This is a genomic window from Collinsella sp. CLA-ER-H6, assembly GCF_040092305.1.
Lineage (GTDB): Bacteria > Actinomycetota > Coriobacteriia > Coriobacteriales > Coriobacteriaceae > Collinsella.
Window position 1 is genome coordinate 110,514 of sequence record NZ_JBBNLS010000002.1, and the last position, 15,647, is coordinate 126,160.

Sequence of the window (15,647 nt, forward strand, 5' to 3'; positions counted from 1 at the left end):
CCAACCAAATGCTGACCAAAAGCTTGACGGATCTGTGGACAAGATACGGTGCCGTGGGGACAAGCTGAGCCAAGTCGCAGGTCAACGGGCGCATGGTTGTGGTCGCAAAATGCATACCAGTGGTCTAATTGATCGCCAAAAAGATTTTAAATTCGTTTGCTCGTGGTCTATAAAGTCCTTTTTTGAGCAATTCGCTTAGCATGATTTTGCTGGTCAGACTGCATGTGTCGCGCGTTTTAGGCACAGCGCGAGACGCTGTTGATCAAAAAATGCCAACTTTTCTGTTTGCACTTTGCGATTCCTCGTGTATACTGACTTTCGCATTTAACGGAGAGTTGTCCGAGTGGCCGAAGGAGCACGATTGGAAATCGTGTAGGCGTCAAAAGCGTCTCCAGGGTTCAAATCCCTGACTCTCCGCCAGTTAATTCCAAAGCAGGCCTTCGAGCCTGCTTTGTTTTTACCCCACGCGGAGGGGTGGCAGAGTGGTTGAATGCGGCGGTCTCGAAAACCGTTTGGCCTGTATAAGGTCACGAGGGTTCGAATCCCTCCTCCTCCGCCATTAGATGGTATGAGCCCCAGCAATGGGGCTTTTTTCTTTTTGGGCACATTTCAATTACGCGCAGGAGGAGGGATTCGAACCCGCCAGGGCGCGGAGCGTAAAGAAGACGCGCCAGTGGCGCGTCTTTAGCGCAGCGCGGTCGGCGTAAGCCGATCGGATAAATTTTGAGCGCTGCTCAAAATTTAGACATCCCTCCTATTCAGCCACGCCCCATCGCGTTCAGCATCAACCCAGATCCCCAAACATGGTACCTACGCCCCCACCCAGTCCCGACCGTTTACCGAGCAATAGGGTCGCCACGCCCGCCAACCATGTACTATGTACGGGCATTGTCTAAACCTGCAATCAGAAGGACCCCATCTTGCCCGTCGTCGCTGCCGTAACCATTACCTCACATGCCTCGGATGCCATGGTCGCTATTCCGTTTTGGCTCGAGATGTTCGCCGTCGTCGCTGCATCGATCTCGGGTGTACTGGTTGCGCGCGAGCACAAGCTCGACCTGGTGGGCGCGGTCGCGCTCGCGGTGGTCTGCGGTCTGGGCGGCGGTCTCTTGCGCGACATGACGTTGCAGGTGGGCAACGTCTACATCCTCAACCAGCCGATGGCACTCCCGCTTTCCATTGCCACGGCAGCCATCATCTATATTTTCCCGGCAATCGTCGACAAACCCGAAAAACTCATTCCCCTGCTCGACATCATCTCGGTCGGCATCTACGCCGCCACTGGAGCAGACAAGGCGCTGGTCTACGGCTTTGCGCCGGCGGTGTGCATCATGATGGGCTTTTTCACCGCGGTGGGCGGCGGCATGTTGCGCGACGGCTTTATGGGCGTGGTTCCGGGCATTTTCCAACGTACTAATTTTTATGCCATCGCCGCCATCGCCGGATCGACAAGCTATGTGTGTCTCGTTATGAGCGGCATCATGAGCAATGTCGCCGCGCTGGTCGTATGCGTTGTCGTGACCATGGGTCTGCGCTGGCTCTCGCTGCGCTTTGACATCAAAAGCCCCACCGAAGAAGATATCGCACGCTTCTTGCACCGTAAAAAGTAGACAGCACGGCACGACCCTTCGAAATGCAACCAAGAGGTTCTTTTAGAGCGCCCACGCGTTGGGTACCCTGTTAGGTATATGCCGAACACCTAACAAAAGGATCAACCATGGCTCTCAATCAAACCGCGGCGGCGCCGTCACACAAGATGCGTCGCTGCCTGCTTATGGCATTCGCGCTCATCGCACTGGCGATCACTGCGCTTCCCACGGCGTCGTTCGCCGGCACGGACACCGCAGGCAACGTACTTGCGACCGACAATGACGCCAATCCGTCCGGCGTCGAAGGTGACCTGTACTGGGCAGGTCAGGCCCTCAACTTGGACGATGCGTCCATCGGCCGCGATATCATCGCCGCGGGCGATACTCTCTCGATCCGCGACTGCACGGTGGGCGGCGCCGTCCGCTTGGCGGCGCGCACCATCGACATTGCCAAGACCACGGTTGATGGCAGCGTGACCGTCGCTGGCCAGCATGTCGTGCTCAATTCCGACAGCACCGCCAACTGTTTTTACGCGATAGGCGAGACGGTTGCCCTGCGCGGCTCTACCAAGTCGGCAGCGCTTGCGGGCGACACGGTGACCATCGATGGCACCGTCGAGGGCGATGTCGAGGTTTGGGCCGACAAGCTCATCCTGGGCAAGAACGCCCACATCACCGGCACCGTGAACGCGCACGTCTCCGAGGACCCCGAGCGTGCCGCAGGAGCCGAGGTAGGCGCGCTCAAGATCGACCGCACCGAGAGCGAGGATACTTCCACCGTTAACGATGTCATCGGCGGTATCGTCGCCGCGGCACTCTCGACCTGCTTTGTCGCTCTGCTGCTCGAGCTCGTCTTTCCGCGCGCGACCGCCAGCGCCGCCGGCATGCTCCACCAGCGCCCCATACCCCTGTGGGTGAGCGGTCTTCTGGGCACGATTGCTATCGTCCCCGCCGTCCTACTGCTAATTATCTCTATCGCTGGTCTGTCGCTTGCCGGAGCCCTCTTGTGCGGCGTTATCGGCATCGCGTTGGTGTCGAGTGCCTTTGCGGGGTGCGCGATCTCCCGCATGGTCGGACACAACCAAAACCGCTACGCCATGGCAGCCGTGGGCGGCGTAATCGCAGGCGCCCTCACGGGGCTTCCCCTCGTAGGTGACTTCATCAGCGGCGTAGCCTTTGTCTTTATGCTCGGCTACGTTATCCAGATCATCTGGCGCAACGCCCACCTCAAGCCGCAGCAGCCGGCTAACATGCCAGGACTCCCCACCGCTTAGCCACCAACCACCACAAAGGTGCCAGGTTACTTTGCACCAACAAACGAAGCGGGGCACTCGGTCATGTCGACCGGGTGCCCCGCTTTTCTTGGAGGGTTCTCTAGTAACTTTTTCAAAACCAATGATCATCAGGTCGGTAGGCCTGTGCGTCACTCGCTACGGAGGCAGTACGCCATTGAGCAAGAAGGGCAATTATTTTTCACGGCGACCTCCTCCCCGCTTGATGACGAGCGCGACAACAATAGCCGCCACTCCGATGGCAGCCAAAGCCGCCACCAGCACCAACGTTCTATCTCCCGTCGAGGGCATAAAGCCTCGACTTGCTTCTTTGCTTGGAGTGTTGAGCACCGACAGTTCAATCGAACCCGTCCCGGCATCAGCGGTATCAACCCGCAGAGGGCTTTCGGCCGACACGGTCACCTTGGGCTTCGCGGCTGCAACCTGTTTAACGTCCAATCCCTCGGACGTAACCGTTACCGTTCGCTTGCCCTCAAAGGCGGTGTATCCCTTGGGAGCCGCGACCTCTTCGACGGTGTAGACACCCGCGTCCACACCGCTCAATTCCACATGGCCGTCCGCGCCCGTGGTGACGCACGCGGCGGCATCCGTCGACCACGAGCCGTCGGTCGTTAGGATGCGCCCGCGGTCATCGATGATGCGCAGCTTGGCGCCCGCGAGCGGTTTATCGTCCGAGCTTGAGCGCTTGATCAGACTGAGTCCCCAGGTGTAGGCGCACGCGTCATCGCTCGGCGTGCGGGTGAAGCCGGCGTCGCCGGACTGGTCGGCGAGAGGAGAGCGCGGGTAGCGCAGGCAGACCTCGTTGGGGTTGCCCTTGGTAGCGCCCCTATTGCAGCTTGCCCCCAACGGCGCATCGTAGACAGCAACCACGCGGGCGCCCGCGGTGAAGGCGTCGACCCCGCCGAGCGCGGCGATGAGGTCGCCGGTGCGCACGGTGAAGGTCTTACCGTCGACCGCCACCTTGGTGGCGCACTGGGCCGTGATGTCGGTCCAGCCCTTCGCGGGCTCGGTGCCGGCGCGGCCGTCCTTGTCGGTCTGGACCGCGTCGAAGCCGCCGTCCGCGCCCGCCGCCACGTACACGCGCATGCTCGCGGCGACCTTGGAGGGGTCGAGCCCCGCGCTCATGGTGTCGACGAACCGCACCGTATAGGTGTCGTAGGCCGTTAGCCCTGCCGGAACCGTGGCCGAGAGGCGCCAGTACAGGTCGTCGGCGACCGTGGCGTCGGCGGCCTTCTGCCAGGCGGCGGTGCCGTCCTCCAGCACGTGCTTGGCGACCTTGGGGGTCGCGGCCTTGGGCTTGACGGTGACGGCGCTGCCGCCCACCAGGGCCATGATCGGCTCGGTGCCGGCCTCGCCCTGGTCGATGGCGTCGTCGTCGGCGACGATGAGCCAGTAGCCACAGGGCAGCTCGGCCGCCATACCCGCGTTGAGGGGAACAGAAGCGGCACCTGCATTGCAAATCGCACAGGCGAGCCTTGCCGCCAGAGCGGTCGACATATGTCCGTCGGCATTCAGCCACTCGGCAGCCTCTTGCGCCGTCGATGCCGAGCTATCAAACCCCGCATCATAAAGAACGGGAAGGACAGCCTGACGAGCTGCATCGCTCGCCCACGCCAAGTCCGTCGCGACCTTTTGATCGGAGCCGGCTTTATCGGTAACAGTTGCCGAAAAGAGCTGGTATGCATCGTATTGCGTCGCGACGTCGCCGCCAATCGTGATGGCTCCGGCATCGGCAGCACGGGCCGTCTCGGGCGACGCGGCAAAAGCGAGGATAGTCGTCATGGCCACCATCATGACGGTCAACAAGCGGCGGTGCAGTTTACTCACGGCGACCATCTCGATCAAGACCACGGTGGCGACGAGCATGCATCCACGTCGCGGCAAAACACAACAGCGAAGCGCCGGCAAGATATGTCATAGTCAAGCCAGCCCCGCCCGCCTCAGGTAGCGTAGTCGAGTACTTGTTGGTAAAGGTCGGCGGATTCTGAGAGCCATCGTTATAGGTAACTAGGGCGTCGAGCTGGTCCGTGCCATTAGTTACCTTAACCGTGACGTTGTACACGGTCCTGTCATAGGTGATGTGATCTTTAACATGGTCGACGGCGCCCTCGGGCTCGACCTCGGAGATGGTGTAGGTATAGGTTCCCGCCTTGTTGTACTTGACGTCAAAGGAGACATTTCCCTTGTCATTATTGGTCACCGTCTGGAGCACCTTGCCCTCGGCGTCCTTGAGCACGAACGAGAACTGCCCCGCCTTGAAAGTGCCACCTTCAAGCACTTTCTTTGCTTTAATAACCGCAGAGCCCGTTAGGCGATTGTCGTAGATCCAGATCTCGTCCTTTTTGTCATCGCCGATGATTTCGGAGTCTTTGACGATGCTCTTCGCTTTATTGAGCTCAGTTTGATACTCCCCATCGTCAGCATTACCCTTAAGCATGATCCACGTGGGCGCCGCCGAGGCATAGCCGTCAGGCGCTTTCGTCTCCACGAGCTGGTAAAGCACGCAATTTACCATCGCCTTGTCTTCTGCGCCAAACGAGATTTTGCCGTTGGCGTCGGTGGGGGCGGCTTCAAACTTAGTCCTTGCATTCTCGATACCCACCGTTGCAACCTGGTCCATATTCACGCTGTAGAGCGTAAACTCCGCACGCTCGAGCGTCGCACCGACCTGCTGGGCGTCATACTTGGTCATCGTGATGCCGTAGCCGTTGCCACCTGCGCTGGCAGAAGCTTTTTTAATTTCCCATGTTTGATCATCAGTCGCAGAACCGTCCTTCACACCCGTAAGCATGGCGGTATTGGATAGAGGAACCTTGTTGCCAGGGTTTCCGGTCGGGATAACCTCATACTCGACCTGGAGGTATTTCTTGTCGGGTACCTTAAGCGTCAACTTCGTACGCGAGCCAGTTTCATCCTTGACCTGCTCCACCTTCGACGAATAGTCCTTATCAGCCAGCGGTGACCAGGCACCATACACCCACTCATAGACCTTAAGCGTCGACGGCACCAGCGTGCACTTGGCATCCATGGTATCGACGAGCTCAAGGAAGTCGGTGCCGTTTTTAAGGGCAACGGCAGACTCGTTAACAAGAACGGTGTACTTAATGCGGTTGCTACTACTGACCTGTTCACCAGTCTTTTTGATAACGTTGTTCTTGATGGTGACGGTGCCACTGCCGGATTCGAACTTCTTGCTTCCCGACTCGGCGCTGGCCTTGTTGGTGAACTTCACCTCGTTTGTGGAGGTATCGAGCTCACCGCGCTTGACCGCCGTCTTGTACGTGAGCTTTGCGTAGCCGGCATAGCTTTCAAGCTCAGTCGTGGGGATGGAGAAGGTGACCGTATTGCCGTTGCGGCTGACGTTGTCGGCGGCGAGCGTCCGACCCGTAACGGCCTCCTTGGCCTCGCCTCCGCGATGAAGCCCCGTATGTTTATCATAGGGGTTCTGCACGAGCGTATACTTTGCGGAATTCGCAACATAGCTCATACCATCCGGAAGGCTGTCAACGATATTCAGCGGTTTCCCGCCCAGCTTTCCAGCTCCATAGTATTCGAACTCGCCATTTGCGCCCTTATTACCCTTTTGGCGGTTTGCATACACCGTCCAGTCGACGATCCAGGCGCCCTTCTCATCCGAGCCGTCAACGGTATGCCAATCGAAGTTCTCAACCCAAGACACCTTCGACTCCGTTTCCGGCTTCTCGACCGCGGGCGCCGTTTCTTGGTTGACAACGTACTTGACGGGTTCGGTGAACGGCCACTGTAGTCTCAGGCCCGGTGCTTCGACCGCTGCGAAGTTTGAGTACCAGCCCGACAGTGCTTCTGATGTGGTGTCGTAGGTGATAACGGCGTAGTCCTCGTTCTCGAGAGCGGCTTTCACGTTGTCGGTAACGATGATTTTGAGGTCGTAGTTTTTCTTTGTTTCATTACCCGGATAGCTGGTCGTTGGTCTCCAGTCGGTGCCCGGAACCAGCTTGGTATTGCCGATTTTAATGGTAATGGAGCTTTCGTCGACACCAAGCTTCTGCGACCATGCCGACTGAAACGTGTCCTTCACCGTCACCTCGCCTGGATGGGCCGCATTGACGATCGCCTTCAGCGCGACCTTCGTCTCCCACGTCGCCCTGCCCGTCGTCGCCGCCTCATCGTATCTCACGAGCCTCTTGGCGATCGGTACAACACCCGTCAGCTGCGGCGTGAAACTGCCATCATCGCTACCGGAAACGGAGCCTCCGCGCTCGATGGCCGCGCTGTTGCGCACAGTGTCGTACGAGCTCGTGTCGTTCATCTTGGTGTGATAAACGATGCAGTAGGTGGCGTACTTATCCTCAAGGTTGTTCGGGAACGTATAGGAAAAGGAATTATCCTTAGGTTCAAGTTTTCTTTCACAAATCTTGACTCCGCTCGCCTCCGAGTCGCCTTTGTAAACCGTAAAGTTGCCCGTATACGTCTGTTTTCCGTCCAGATTATCAGTGAACATGTAGCCGCTCATGTCGCCTTGAGCTTGCCTTGGTTGAGCTTGACCGTCCACTTGATGTCCGACGGCGTGCCTGAGCCATTGGACTTCTTGATCATGTCATAGCCGAATGTAACAGGCTCAGCCGTAGCTGTTCTGTTATCGCTGTCGCTTGAGCCAGCCCAATTCCACGTTGCCGTATTCTCAGCTTTGATCAAATCGCCGCCGTTCGCGGCAACGCCGCTCTTCAGCACCGTATCGTACGTGATCGTGTGGTTGCCCTGGGAAAGGTTGCCCAGGCTGTCGAGGGTTACGACCTGGCCGTCGATCATCGGCTGGGAGTCAAGCTTCTTGCCGTCGAGCTTGAAACTGTCGTTCACAAAGTCGAAGTTGTCGCCCAGCGTATCAGTGAAGCTAACGTCCGTAGCATACGACACTACGGTAAGCGTAACAGTCCAGGTAACCTTGGCCACGCCATCTGTGCCCTGGGAGAAGGTCCCCGACTTCGTCCCCGTGACTTTGCCGTCCTTGGTAGGGATTTTGATCGTTCCCACACCAGGGAACACGACAGATGCGCTGCTGCCTGAGCCGGTGCCCTTGCCTGCAAGCTCGAACGAGAAATTGGCTCCGACATAAATCTCCGCAGGGTTTGACGCAAGCCAGTTTTTGTCAAACGCAAAGATGACCTTATTGTCCTTAATCTTCCACGTGCCAGCCTTGGCGGCAGTGGCTTCCGGACCCTCCATGAGGTCGCCGCCGTCGTTGTCGTCAACGACAATGGTGTCGGGCAGCTTATAGACAGCGATGTTCTTCTCGGGCGTAGGCGCCTTGCCGCCTTTGAATTGTGCCGAGAAAGCTCCATAGAGCGTCGAAGTGGACGTTACGGGATCCTCGAGCTTTTGAGTGTGGTGCTCATCGGTATACAGCCTGACATCAACCGTCGCCGTATCCCCATCGATCGCAATCGGATCGGGCTTCGCAACGTCATCGGCGCGCACGGGGGCTGCGCCGTGAAAAACTGCGGCGGTGAGGCTAATCAAAATGAAGATCAGGGCCGCCATACCAAGCGACCGCGAGCGGTGTGCGTCCATAGTTGTCCCTTAATTCCTACAACACAGTGTGGAATACGGCGAATCGTCGGATCGAACACAAGCCCCAACATCTACGAGAACCTACCTAGCGCATTGCAAGAACCCATTGGGGGCAACTTCTAAGACGGTTCGTCTATACCACATGCATAAAATACAGTATAGATACCAATCATGTAAACCGCTGGTAAAGAGGTCTTTTAATGTAATACCAGTTGATATTTATCTGTTAACGGTTTTGTATCAAAGCGGTTATATCCTGTGGAATTATGTATATGTTTAAACAACTTTACTTTGGCTGGAAAGCCGCTCGGGGGATAACCTCCTCCACCGTGGTGCAAAGTAACCTGTCCCCTTGCACCAAAAAGGGCGCCGACCATTGCGGTCGACGCCCTTTCTTATTGGCGGTTATAAGCCCCAGCGCTTATTTGTTGACCTGGCCGGCGCGGACGGCAGCCTTCTTGCGGTCGGTGGCGTTGAGCAGACGCTTGCGCAGGCGGATGTTCTTGGGAGTGATCTCGACCAGCTCGTCGTCGGCGATATACTCCAGCGCCTCCTCCAGCGAGAAGGTGCGAGGCGGCACCAGCTGGACGGAGATATCGGAGGTCGAGGAACGCTGGTTGCCCAGGTTCTTGGTACGGGCGATGTTGACGACCATGTCGCCAGCCTTGCTGCGCTCGCCCACGATCATGCCCTCATAGCACTCGGTGCCCGGCTCAACGAACAGCTGGCCGCGCTCCTGCAACGTGCCCAGAGCGTAGGCGACGGCCTTCTCGGTGGTCATAGAAATCATGGCGCCGTTCTGACGGTTGCCGATCTCGCCGGCATAGGGACCATACTCCAGGAAGGTGTGGTAGAACACGCCCTCGCCGTGGGTGACGTTCATGATGCGGTTCTTAAGACCCATGATGCCGCGCGTCGGGATTTTGAACTCGAGGTGCGTCACGATGCCCGAGGTGTCCATGCTTGTCATGATGCCGCCGGAGGTACCGAAGACCTCAACGACCTTGCCCGAGTACTCGTCCGGGCACTCGACGACGGCCTGCTCGACAGGCTCCATCTTGTTGCCGTTCTCGTCCTTCTTAAACAGAACGCGGGGACGGCCGACCTGGAACTCAAAGCCCTCGCGGCGCATGGACTCCATCAGGACGGACAGGTGCAGGATGCCGCGGCCAGAGACCTCGACGCCGCTTTTGTCCTCGAGCTCCTCGATCTTCATGGTCACGTTGTTCTCGGCCTCGTTGAACAGGCGCTCCTTGAGCTGACGGGCGCCCACGATGTCGCCATCGCGGCCGACGAGCGGGGAGGTCGAAGCCTCAAAGACGATGGACAGGGTCGGCGGGTCGATCTCGATGGGCTCGAGCTCGACAGGGTTCTCGGGGTCGGTGTAAACATCGCCGATATCGGTGCGGTCAATACCCACGACAGCGGCGATATCGCCGGCGCCGACTTCCTGGCACTCGGTGCGGCCCAGGTAGTCGAAGGTAAAGAGCTGCTTGACGGTAGCGGTGGCGCTGGAGCCGTCGTTCTTCACAACCAGAATCTGGTCGCCCTGGTGGATGGTGCCAGAGTACACACGGCCGATACCGATGCGACCGACGAAGTTGGAGTGGTCGATGGTCACGCACTGCATGGCCAGCGGGGCGTTCTCGTCAACCTCGGGCGCAGGCATGTCGTCGATGATCATGTCGAGCAGCGGGTACATGTCCATGTTGCCGTCGTTGGGGTCAAGGCGGGCAAAGCCGTTCATGGCGCTGGCGTAGACCACGTGCTCCATGGCGAACTCAAGCTGGTCGTCGGTGGCGCCCAGGTCGGCCATAAGGTCGAGGCAGTCGTTGTAGGCCTTCTCGGGGTTAGCACCCGGACGGTCGATCTTGTTGATGACGATCATGATCTTAAGGCCGGTGTCGATAGCGTGACGCAGCACGAAGCGGGTCTGGGGCATGGGGCCCTCAAAAGCGTCAACCAGCAGCAGGGCGCCGTCAGCCATACGCAGCACGCGCTCGACCTCGCCGCCGAAGTCGGCGTGGCCCGGGGTGTCGACGACGTTGATCTTGACGTCCTTGTACTCGATAGAGATGTTCTTGGCGAGAATCGTAATGCCGCGCTCACGCTCCTGGTCGTTAGAATCCAGGACGCGGTCCTCGACCTGCTGGTTGGCACGGAAGGCGTCCGTGGCACGCAGGAGCTTGTCGACCATCGTCGTCTTGCCGTGGTCGACGTGAGCGATGATGGCGATGTTCCTCAGATTGTCTACGCGCATGTAGTTCCCCTATCTTCTATCTATATACAACCGGCACGCGTATGCGACCCGCCCAGCAATGCAACGCTCAGCGGGAATATTGAGCCTTTTACCGAAAACTCGTTTATTTTAGCGATTTTAGATGAGAGGGGTTTCCTCACCTGCAGGTTCAGGGTCGCTCCACATAAAACCATCGCCGGCGCCCATGCCCTCATACAGCACATATGCCGAAAAACCACTCTCGAGCGTGGTTTCGAAGAAGCTCACGAGCAGAGCATCGTGATAGCCGCCGTCAATCTCGACGCAGCCGGTGTAGCCGATGGCATAGCGAGCGATACGGCCCAGGCCCTCGTCCTTAAGACCCATCTTGTGCTCGGAGATAAAGTTGGTGGCCGCCTCGAGGCACGCCTCTTCGCCATCCTCATCGAGCGCCGCCAGATAACGGTTGGAAGCGGCGTCCTCAATTGCCACGACCACGCCAGGGTTTTCACCGGCGGCAAGGTCGTCCAAGAACGCGCCGATCAGATCGCACACCATGGCGTCGAGCTCGGCGGAGACGTTACCGGCGTCCTGCATATCCTGTGCCATCTTTAGACCTTCCCATCGAGTCTGGCGTCGTTACAGTTCTTGTGCCTCGGCGGCGATCCTGGCGGCAGCGTCGCGGGCGCGCATCATGTCCGCTGCGCGCTTGTCGAGCACCTTGATCTGACTGGTCAGCATTACCGCATCGACCACACCCCAGATCACAAGGCCCGTAGAGATCGAAAACCCAAGCGCACCAACTGTACCACGAAGGCGCGAGCAGATTGCCGCGACAAGGACGGAGACGACAACCATCTTGATAAACGAGCCGCGGCGCTCGCGAAGCGTGCGGGCCTGCGTCACATAGGCAATGCGAGCCGCCTCAGAAGCCTCCGAGCGCATCTGGGCCTCGCGGGCGATCGCAGCCGCCTCAGCCGACATACCGCCGGCCATCAGCGAACGCTCCGCAGCCTGGACGCCCCGCATTTAGAAGTCATCGGGGGAGAGCGTATGGACGAACTCGTCGAACTTCTCGAACTCTTGCTCGTCGTCGACTTCCTCGGCATGGGCAGAAACGGTGCCCAGGCGATTCATGATGTCGTCTTCAACGAACATGGGGGCATTACTGCGTACGGCGAGGGCGATGGCGTCGCTCGGACGCGCATCGATCTTATGCTCGTTGCCATCGGCCAACACGACAACCGTCGCGTAAAACACGGGCGGCTCGGCGCGAACGATTTCGATGCGTTCGAGCTTGGCACCCAGGGCGCCAACAGTATCGAGCAACAGGTCATGGGTAATCGGGCGCTCGGCGCGACCGCTATCGATGCCGCGGCTGATGGCAGCAGCTTCAAACGAACCAGTCTGAATGGAAAGGGAACGCAGTGGCGCGGGCGAGTCCGACTTGCTGCAGCGCTCGCGAAGCACGATAAGCGATGGCACGGGACCGGCGGCCATGACGATGGTCTCTATGTCGACACGAACCATGGAACACCTCCGGTACGTAGCGGTTAACACGCGGCAGCTCCACCGCATTGAATAGCTATACTACCCAATCTTTCGCACAGCACACAAAACCAAAATGAGATTTATCGCAGACAAGAAAAAAGCCCCGAGGCAATGCCCCAGGGCTCTTCACAGTTTTGATGGTGGACCTGACAAGATTCGAACTTGTGACCTCCCGGTTATCAGCCGGACGCTCTAACCAACTGAGCTACAGGTCCATCATGGTGGAGGTTAGGGGGATCGAACCCCTGACCTCAGGCTTGCAAAGCCCGCGCTCTCCCAGCTGAGCTAAACCCCCACGGAGACAGTAATAAACACCCCAGCGGCGACTCGGCTCTCGCTGGGGTGTTTATTGCGAAAGAAAGTGGTGGACCTGACAAGATTCGAACTTGTGACCTCCCGGTTATCAGCCGGACGCTCTAACCAACTGAGCTACAGGTCCATCGCGCAAGGGATATATTAGACGAGTCGTTACGCGCGCGTCAACAACTTTTTTGAAAATCTTTGAGGGGTGTCGGCCCCGGCTGCCCGGCGGCATGCGAAGTCGCCTGCTCGGACAGTCCTGCTCGCACAGAGAGCACATTAAGTGCTCTCTGGCTCGTGCGGAACTCGCGATCGACTTCACATGTCGCCGTGCGACCGGGGCGAACACGAGTCCCAAGGTTTTCAAAAAAGCGGTCGGCGCGCAGTGCGCCGACCGCCGATATATGGGGTCTGATATTTTCTACCAGCCAGGGCCTCTTACTCGTCGAGGAGATCTTCTGGCATGTCGTTGCCGTCGCCTAGATCGACAGGGGTTTCTTCGGAAGCAGAGCCGTTTTCTGTGGCTTCGCCTTCGGGCTTTTCCTTGGCTGCCGTCATGCGGGCGACAGCGCATACGCGGTCGTTGTCGTCGACGGTCATCATCTTGACGCCCTGGGTGGCGCGGCCGGTCTGGCTGATCTCGTCGGTCTTGACGCGAATGACCGTCGCGCCCTCCGTCACGATGAACAGCTCGTGTTGCGGGCCCACCGTCTTCATGGCCGCGAGGTTACCCTTACGCTCGGTCATCTGGATGGTGTAGACGCCCTGACCGCCGCGATTCTGCTCCGGGTAGTCCGCGACCGGCGTGCGTTTGCCGTAGCCGCGCTCGGTGATGACGAATAGATCGCCGTTGCCGTTAGTGACTTCCATGCCCAGAACGCTCACGCCGTCCTTCAGACCGATACCGCGGACGCCGCTGGTATCGCGACCGGTGGCGCGCACCTGGTCCTCGGGGAACATAATCGCCTTGCCCGCGGTGGTTGCCATGATAATCTTGTCACCCTCGCGCACGCGACGTACAGCGAGCAGCGCGTCGTCGTCCCTCAGGTTGATGGCGATCAGGCCGTCGCGGCGACTACGGTCGTAGGCGCTCATCACGGTCTTCTTGACCATGCCGCTCTTGGTGGCAAACATCAGGTACTCGTCGGCGGGGAACTCGCGGCAGCTGATGACGCTCGCGATCTTCTCGCCTTCCTCGAAAGGAAGCAGGTTGACGATCGCGGTGCCGCGCGCCTGGCGCGTGCCAACCGGCAGCTCGTGCACCTTCAGGCGATAGACCTTGCCCTTGCTCGAGAAGAACAGCACGTACTCGTGCGTGGACGCGATAAACATCTCGTCGATAACGTCGTCCTCTTTGAGGTTGACGCCCGACACGCCCTTGCCGCCACGCTTTTGGGCGCGATAGGCGGCCACCGGGATGCGCTTGACGTAGCCGGTGTGGGTGATGGTCACGACCATGTCCTCGTCGGCAATCAGATCTTCGACGTCCAGATCCTTCTCGACATGGCTGATCTCGGTGCGGCGCTTGTCGCCGAACTTCTTGGAAATCTCGCGCATCTCTTCCTTGATGACGCCCAGGATTTTCTCCTCGTGCGCCAACAGGTCCTCGTAGTAGGCGATGGCGCGGCGCAAGCCGTCCAGCTCTTCCTGAATCTTGTCGCGCTCCAGGCCGGTCAGGCGGCGGAGCTTCATCTCGAGGATGGCCGTAGTCTGCTCGGGCGTAAAGCCAAAGCGCTCGATCAGGCGACCGCTGGCCTCGGAGTCGGTCTGCGAGGAGCGGATGATGCTGATGACCTCGTCGATATGGTCAAGGGCCATCAGATAGCCCTCGAGGATATGGGCACGCGCCTGGGCCTTCTTGAGGTCAAAGCGGGTGCGGCGGGTGACGACGTCGACCTGGTGGTCGACGTAGTGCTGCAGCATCTCGCGCAGGCTCAGGCATTTGGGAACGCCGTTGACAAGCGCCAGGTTGTTGGCGCCAAAGGTCGTCTGCAACGAGGTGTACTTGTACAGGTTGTTGAGCACGACCTGCGGGATGACGCCCTTCTTGAGTTCGATGACCAGACGGATACCCTTCTGGTTGGACTCATCGCGCATATCCGAGATACCCTCGATGCGCTTGTCGTTGACGAGCTGGGCGATCTTCTCCTGCAGGGTGCCCTTGTTGACCATGTAGGGAATCTCGGTAAAGACCAGGCGGCTACGGCCGGTCTTGGTGGACTCCACATGAGCCTTGGCGCGCACGGTGATGGAGCCGCGGCCGGTCTCGTAGCTCTGCTTAATGCCGGCACTGCCCATGATGATGGCACCGGTGGGGAAGTCCGGGCCGGGCATGATTTGCATGAGCTCATCGACGGTGGCGTCGGGGTTGTCGATCAGGTAGCACGTGGCCTCGATCGCCTCGGTGAGGTTGTGCGGGGCGATGTTGGTGGCCATGCCGACGGCGATGCCCTGGCTGCCGTTGACCAGCAGGTTGGGGAAACGCGCGGGCAGTGCCACGGGCTCGGCGAGCGACTCGTCGTAGTTGGGCTGCCAGTCGACGGTGTCCTTCTGCAGGTCACGCAAGAGCTCCATGGCGGGCTTCGCCAGGCGGCTCTCGGTGTAACGCATGGCGGCGGCGCCGTCGCCGTCGATGTTGCCGAAGTTGCCGTGACCGTCAATGAGCGGCGTGCGCATGGAGAACCACTGCGCCAGGCGGACCATGGCCTCATAGACCGCGGAGTCGCCGTGCGGATGGTACTTACCGATAACTTCGCCGACCGTCCAGGCCGACTTCTTGTGCGGACGGTTGGGGTAGATGCCGCTCTCGTTCATTGCGTACAGGATGCGACGGTGCACCGGCTTTAAGCCATCGCGCACGTCCGGCAGGGCGCGCGCCGTGATGACCGACATCGAGTACTCGATGAACGACTGCTTCATCTCGCGGCCAAACTCCGAAATCTGGAGCTGGCCGCCGTTGATATCCTCGCCGGCCGAGGCGCCGCGATCGACTTCGCCAAAGCTCTCCTCGAGCTCGGCGTCGTCGTCTTCCTCCTCATCATCATCGGCATCGGGGTTATAGGCGTCCGGATCGCCGTCCTCGCCCTGCTCAGCACGGGCAAGCAGGCGCTTCAGATCATCGGGCATACCGGCATCGCCGGCCTCGTCCAT

The 15,647-nt window shown here is 59.2% G+C and carries 10 protein-coding genes and 5 tRNA genes; 4 read left to right on the forward strand and 11 right to left on the reverse strand.

Annotation, left to right across the window (positions count from 1 at the left end):
* The first annotated feature begins 329 nt into the window (after positions 1 to 329).
* The 4 genes from AAAX77_RS01280 (at position 330) to AAAX77_RS01295 (ending at position 2,863) form a co-directional block, all read left to right on the forward strand.
* Positions 330 to 420 (forward strand) — tRNA-Ser (locus AAAX77_RS01280).
* Between the two features lie 48 nt (positions 421 to 468).
* Positions 469 to 559, forward strand: a tRNA-Ser gene (locus tag AAAX77_RS01285).
* Positions 560 to 920: 361 nt separating this feature from the next.
* Positions 921 to 1,610, forward strand: a complete 690-nt coding sequence (locus tag AAAX77_RS01290) for a TRIC cation channel family protein (RefSeq protein WP_260699557.1) — start codon at positions 921 to 923, stop codon at positions 1,608 to 1,610.
* 107 nt (positions 1,611 to 1,717) lie between these two features.
* The gene (locus AAAX77_RS01295; RefSeq protein ID WP_349104382.1) at positions 1,718 to 2,863 is read left to right on the forward strand and encodes a polymer-forming cytoskeletal protein; all 1,146 of its coding nucleotides are present in this window, start codon (positions 1,718 to 1,720) and stop codon (positions 2,861 to 2,863) included.
* Between the two features lie 192 nt (positions 2,864 to 3,055).
* On the opposite strand, the gene AAAX77_RS01300 is transcribed toward AAAX77_RS01295, so the two are convergent.
* From AAAX77_RS01300 to gyrA, 11 genes are all read right to left on the reverse strand, one after another.
* On the reverse strand, positions 3,056 to 4,747 hold the full coding sequence (locus tag AAAX77_RS01300; RefSeq protein WP_349104384.1) for a SpaA isopeptide-forming pilin-related protein: 1,692 nt from the start codon (positions 4,745 to 4,747) through the stop codon (positions 3,056 to 3,058).
* Positions 4,701 to 7,373 carry an FctA domain-containing protein gene (locus tag AAAX77_RS01305; protein WP_349104385.1) on the reverse strand — a complete coding sequence of 891 codons (2,673 nt, stop codon included), beginning with the start codon at positions 7,371 to 7,373 and terminating at the stop codon, positions 4,701 to 4,703. The genes AAAX77_RS01300 and AAAX77_RS01305 overlap by 47 nt, the downstream gene beginning before the upstream one ends.
* Positions 7,370 to 8,428 carry a hypothetical protein gene (locus AAAX77_RS01310; protein ID WP_349104387.1) on the reverse strand — a complete coding sequence of 353 codons (1,059 nt, stop codon included), beginning with the start codon at positions 8,426 to 8,428 and terminating at the stop codon, positions 7,370 to 7,372. The genes AAAX77_RS01305 and AAAX77_RS01310 overlap by 4 nt, the downstream gene beginning before the upstream one ends.
* 421 nt (positions 8,429 to 8,849) lie before the next feature.
* Positions 8,850 to 10,688 (reverse strand): translational GTPase TypA, encoded by a 1,839-nt coding sequence (typA, locus tag AAAX77_RS01315; protein ID WP_349104389.1) that lies wholly within the window; start codon positions 10,686 to 10,688, stop codon positions 8,850 to 8,852.
* A 117-nt stretch (positions 10,689 to 10,805) separates the two neighbouring features.
* On the reverse strand, positions 10,806 to 11,255 hold the full coding sequence (locus AAAX77_RS01320; protein WP_089572580.1) for a hypothetical protein: 450 nt from the start codon (positions 11,253 to 11,255) through the stop codon (positions 10,806 to 10,808).
* Positions 11,256 to 11,285: 30 nt separating this feature from the next.
* On the reverse strand, positions 11,286 to 11,675 hold the full coding sequence (locus tag AAAX77_RS01325) for a hypothetical protein (RefSeq protein WP_349104392.1): 390 nt from the start codon (positions 11,673 to 11,675) through the stop codon (positions 11,286 to 11,288).
* Positions 11,676 to 12,176, reverse strand: a complete 501-nt coding sequence (locus tag AAAX77_RS01330) for a bifunctional nuclease family protein (protein WP_346979423.1) — start codon at positions 12,174 to 12,176, stop codon at positions 11,676 to 11,678.
* Between the two features lie 159 nt (positions 12,177 to 12,335).
* A tRNA-Ile gene (locus AAAX77_RS01335) sits at positions 12,336 to 12,412 on the reverse strand.
* A gap of 4 nt (positions 12,413 to 12,416) precedes the next feature.
* Positions 12,417 to 12,492, reverse strand: a tRNA-Ala gene (locus AAAX77_RS01340).
* 67 nt (positions 12,493 to 12,559) lie between these two features.
* Positions 12,560 to 12,636 (reverse strand) — tRNA-Ile (locus AAAX77_RS01345).
* A 299-nt stretch (positions 12,637 to 12,935) separates the two neighbouring features.
* On the reverse strand, positions 12,936 to 15,647 hold the full coding sequence (gene gyrA / locus AAAX77_RS01350) for a DNA gyrase subunit A (protein ID WP_349104444.1): 2,712 nt from the start codon (positions 15,645 to 15,647) through the stop codon (positions 12,936 to 12,938).

Excerpts from the sequence above, each read along its gene's own strand:
- AAAX77_RS01295 (WP_349104382.1), top strand. The coding sequence starts at position 1,718 with ATGGCTCTCAATCAAACCGCGGCGGCGCCGTCACACAAGATGCGTCGC.
- AAAX77_RS01300 (WP_349104384.1), bottom strand. The coding sequence starts at position 4,747 with ATGCTCGTCGCCACCGTGGTCTTGATCGAGATGGTCGCCGTGAGTAAA.
- AAAX77_RS01305 (WP_349104385.1), bottom strand. The coding sequence starts at position 7,373 with ATGAGCGGCTACATGTTCACTGATAATCTGGACGGAAAACAGACGTAT.
- AAAX77_RS01310 (WP_349104387.1), bottom strand. The coding sequence starts at position 8,428 with ATGGACGCACACCGCTCGCGGTCGCTTGGTATGGCGGCCCTGATCTTC.
- typA (WP_349104389.1), bottom strand. The coding sequence starts at position 10,688 with ATGCGCGTAGACAATCTGAGGAACATCGCCATCATCGCTCACGTCGAC.
- AAAX77_RS01320 (WP_089572580.1), bottom strand. The coding sequence starts at position 11,255 with ATGGCACAGGATATGCAGGACGCCGGTAACGTCTCCGCCGAGCTCGAC.
- AAAX77_RS01325 (WP_349104392.1), bottom strand. The coding sequence starts at position 11,675 with ATGCGGGGCGTCCAGGCTGCGGAGCGTTCGCTGATGGCCGGCGGTATG.
- AAAX77_RS01330 (WP_346979423.1), bottom strand. The coding sequence starts at position 12,176 with ATGGTTCGTGTCGACATAGAGACCATCGTCATGGCCGCCGGTCCCGTG.
- gyrA (WP_349104444.1), bottom strand. The coding sequence starts at position 15,647 with ATGGACGAGGCCGGCGATGCCGGTATGCCCGATGATCTGAAGCGCCTG.